This is a genomic window from Flavobacterium sp. LHD-85 (assembly GCF_030929595.1).
GTDB lineage: Bacteria > Bacteroidota > Bacteroidia > Flavobacteriales > Flavobacteriaceae > Flavobacterium.
Map to the genome: position 1 here is coordinate 1 of NZ_JAVFVR010000032.1, position 3,169 is coordinate 3,169.

Genomic DNA, 3,169 nt, shown 5'->3' on the forward strand with positions numbered 1-3,169 from the left:
AAAAGTCTGTGCATAAGCTTACGGATTATTAGTACTACTCGACTATGACATTACTGCCTTTACATCTGTAGCCTATCAACGTGGTCATCTTCCACGATCCTTAAAAGAAATCTCATCTTGTGGTGGGTTTCGCGCTTATATGCTTTCAGCGCTTATCCCTTCCCAACGTAGCTACTCTGCGGTGCCCCTGGCGGGACAACAGATACACTAGAGGTTAGTCCAATTCGGTCCTCTCGTACTAGAATCAGATCCACTCAAATTTCTAACGCCCGCAGTAGATAGAGACCGAACTGTCTCACGACGTTCTGAACCCAGCTCGCGTGCCACTTTAATGGGCGAACAGCCCAACCCTTGGGACCTTCTCCAGCCCCAGGATGTGACGAGCCGACATCGAGGTGCCAAACCCCCCCGTCGATATGAGCTCTTGGGGGAGATCAGCCTGTTATCCCCGGCGTACCTTTTATCCTTTGAGCGATGGCCCTTCCATGCGGAACCACCGGATCACTATGCTCTACTTTCGTACCTGATCGACCTGTATGTCTCTCAGTCAAGCTCCCTTATGCCATTGCACTCTACGCACGGTTACCAAGCGTACTGAGGGAACCTTTAGAAGCCTCCGTTACTCTTTTGGAGGCGACCACCCCAGTCAAACTACCCACCAAGCACTGTCCCCCACATCGCGGGGTTAGGCCTCAGATAAACAAAGGGTTGTATTTCAACAATGACTCCACAACGCCTGGCGACGCCGCTTCATAGTCTCCAACCTATCCTACACATCATTTATCCAAGGTCAATACTAAGCTATAGTAAAGGTGCACAGGGTCTTTTCGTCCCACTGCGGGTAAACGGCATCTTCACCGTTACTACAATTTCACCGAGCTCATGGCTGAGACAGTGTCCAGATCGTTACACCATTCGTGCAGGTCGGAACTTACCCGACAAGGAATTTCGCTACCTTAGGACCGTTATAGTTACGGCCGCCGTTTACTGGGGCTTCAATTCAATGCTTCTCCGAAGATAACATCTCCTCTTAACCTTCCAGCACCGGGCAGGTGTCAGGCCCTATACTTCATCTTGCGATTTTGCAGAGCCCTGTGTTTTTGATAAACAGTCGCCTGGACCTCTTCACTGCGGCCCCGATTGCTCGGGGCGACCTTTCTCCCGAAGTTACAGGTCTATTTTGCCTAATTCCTTAGCCATGAATCTCTCGAGCACCTTAGGATTCTCTCCTCAACTACCTGTGTCGGTTTACGGTACTGGTTCTTATTGCCTGAAGTTTAGAGGTTTTTCTTGGAAGCCCTTAGGCGCACTATCTCTTTGTCCGAAGACTCCGAGTACTATCGCATTTCACCAAGCTCTCCGGATTTGCCTAGAGAGCCTATAGCTAGGTGCTTTAACGAACTATTCCGTCAGTTCGCGGCGCTTTCATCACTCCGTCACCCCATCACAGCAATAAGAAGTACGGGAATATTAACCCGTTGGCCATCGACTGTCCCTTTCGGGTTCGCCTTAGGTCCAGACTAACCCACAGCTGATTAGCATAGCTGTGGAAACCTTAGTTTTTCGGTGTGCGGGTTTCTCGCCCGCATTATCGTTACTTATGCCTACATTTTCTTTTCTGACCGGTCCAGCATGCCTTACGACACACCTTCAGCCCTGTCAGAATGCTCCCCTACCACTTTGTGTTGCCACAAAATCCATAGCTTCGGTAATATGCTTATGCCCGATTATTATCCATGCTCGTCCGCTCGACTAGTGAGCTGTTACGCACTCTTTAAATGAATGGCTGCTTCCAAGCCAACATCCTAGCTGTCTGGGCAGACAAACCTCGTTCTTTCAACTTAGCATATATTTGGGGACCTTAGCTGATGGTCTGGGTTCTTTCCCTCTCGGACTTGGACCTTAGCACCCAAGCCCTCACTGCTGTAAAACATTATATAGCATTCGGAGTTTGTCAGGAATTGGTAGGCGGTGAAGCCCCCGCATCCAATCAGTAGCTCTACCTCTATATAACTATTATCAGCGCTGCACCTAAATGCATTTCGGGGAGTACGAGCTATTTCCGAGTTTGATTGGCCTTTCACCCCTACCCACAGGTCATCCGAAGACTTTTCAACGTCAACCGGTTCGGTCCTCCACTGTGTGTTACCACAGCTTCAACCTGCCCATGGGTAGATCACACGGTTTCGCGTCTAACACTACTGACTAAAGCGCCCTATTCAGACTCGCTTTCGCTGCGGATCCATGGCTTAACCACTTATCCTTGCCAGCAGCGTTAACTCGTAGGCTCATTATGCAAAAGGCACGCCGTCACCCCACGAAAGGGCTCCGACCGCTTGTAAGCGCATGGTTTCAGGATCTATTTCACTCCGTTATTCACGGTTCTTTTCACCTTTCCCTCACGGTACTGGTTCACTATCGGTCTCTCAGGAGTATTTAGCCTTAGCGGATGGTCCCGCCAAATTCAGACAGGGTTTCACGTGCCCCGCCCTACTCAGGATACCGCTATCCATTACATTTGTTGCCCGTACGGGGCTGTCACCCTCTATGGCGCTCCTTTCCAGAAGCTTCCGGTTCCTCATGCATGAAATCTCGCGGTCCTACAACCCCAGCAATGCCGTAACAATACTGGTTTGGGCTAATCCGCGTTCGCTCGCCACTACTTACGGAATCACTTTTGTTTTCTTCTCCTCCGCCTACTTAGATGTTTCAGTTCAGCGGGTTTGCCCACCTATCGGTGTGCTATGTCTTCAACATAGCGGGTTGCCCCATTCGGATATCTGCGGATCGATCGGTGTGTGCCCGTCCCCGCAGCTTTTCGCAGCTTATCACGTCCTTCATCGCCTCTGAGAGCCTAGGCATCCCCCATGCGCCCTTATTTTGCTTATTGCACCAATCTTGTTTCTTAAAACAAGACCGTTTTGTTTTGTTTTTATTATTGCCAATAAAAACGCTTTCTACTTTCTTATTATTTTCTTATCCCAATATGTCAATGAACTTTTTTCCTTTCGGAACTGTGGAGAATAACGGAGTCGAACCGTTGACCTCCTGCGTGCAAGGCAGGCGCTCTAGCCAGCTGAGCTAATCCCCCAATCTAATTATGAATTGTGAATTATGAATTATGAATGATTATTCATAAGAACTCAACTCTAGAATTTCCTTTTTTTTA

1 tRNA gene and 1 rRNA gene are annotated in these 3,169 nt (G+C 49.0%); both read right to left on the bottom strand.

The window, feature by feature from the left end:
• Nucleotides 1–8: 8 nt before the first annotated feature.
• A 23S ribosomal RNA gene (locus RB618_RS23640) occupies nt 9–2,891 on the bottom strand.
• Between the two features lie 126 nt (nt 2,892–3,017).
• A tRNA-Ala gene (locus tag RB618_RS23645) sits at nt 3,018–3,091 on the bottom strand.
• Between the last annotated feature and the right edge of the window lie 78 nt (nt 3,092–3,169).